We start from the raw sequence: 891 nt of genomic DNA on the forward strand, positions 1-891 counted from the left end.
GGCACGCCCCCCGGCGGCCTTCGGTGCGCTGGGGGCCGCCAACCGGGGCGCCGCGGCGGGCGGCGCGGGCAGCGGGCCCCTGCCCCCCGCCCACGCCGCCCACCCCCAGTCCGAGACCTTCGGCTACGAGTTCGCGTGGCGCTCCCATGCCCTGAACGGAGAACTCGGCGCCACCCACGCGATGGAGCTCCCCTTCGTCTTCGACGTCACGCATCTCCCCCAACTGCACGGACCCAACGGCCTGCTCGGCCCCGACAAGCCCCCCGCGAATCTCGCCGCCCGAGTGCACGAGACGTGGGTCCGGTTCGCCAGGACCGGTAACCCCGGCTGGGACCCGTACGACAGCGAGCGCCGGGCCACGATGCACATCGACGCACAGTGGACCCAGGTCGACGACCCCCGTGGCCAGGAACGCCAGGCCTGGAACTGACCTGCCGTACACATCACTCCGCACCCTCTTCAAGGACACACCATGACCAGAACCGTCATCACCACCGACAACGCGCCCGCACTGGTGGCCCCGCTGTCCCAGGGCGCCCGCAAGGGCCCCATCCTGCAGGTCTCCGGGCAGCTCCCACTCGCCCCGGACACGGGCGAGATCGTCGGCACCACGGTCGCCGAGCAAACCACGCAGGCCCTGCGTAACGTCTCCGCCGTACTCAAGGCGGCCGACGCGGACCTGGAGGACGTCGTGATGCTCCGTGTCTACCTCACGGATCCCGCCCACCTAGCCGAGATGAACGAGGCGTACACCGCCGCCGTTGGTAAGCCGTTCCCGGCCCGCACCACCGTCTACATGCAGCTTCCGCCAGGAGTACTGGTGGAGGTCGACGCCCTGGCAGCGCTGGACGACTGACTCGGCACACGGCATAGCCGGTCTGTCCCGGTCCG

Annotated in this window: 2 protein-coding genes; both read left to right on the forward strand. The window is 70.8% G+C overall.

The window, feature by feature from the left end:
- On the forward strand, positions 1 to 430 hold a 430-nt coding region (locus ACFXB5_RS18765; RefSeq protein ID WP_385208941.1), incomplete at its 5' end, for a carboxylesterase family protein.
- 42 nt (positions 431 to 472) lie between these two features.
- On the forward strand, positions 473 to 856 hold the full coding sequence (locus ACFXB5_RS18770; RefSeq protein ID WP_385208944.1) for a RidA family protein: 384 nt from the start codon (positions 473 to 475) through the stop codon (positions 854 to 856).
- Positions 857 to 891: the final 35 nt, after the last annotated feature.

The sequence above is a fragment of the Streptomyces sp. NPDC059455 genome, from assembly GCF_042750115.1.
In the GTDB taxonomy this organism is placed as follows: Bacteria; Actinomycetota; Actinomycetes; order Streptomycetales; family Streptomycetaceae; genus Streptomyces; species Streptomyces endocoffeicus.

Coding starts and splice junctions, on each gene's coding strand:
- ACFXB5_RS18770 (WP_385208944.1), top strand. CDS start 473: ATGACCAGAACCGTCATCACCACCGACAACGCGCCCGCACTGGTGGCC.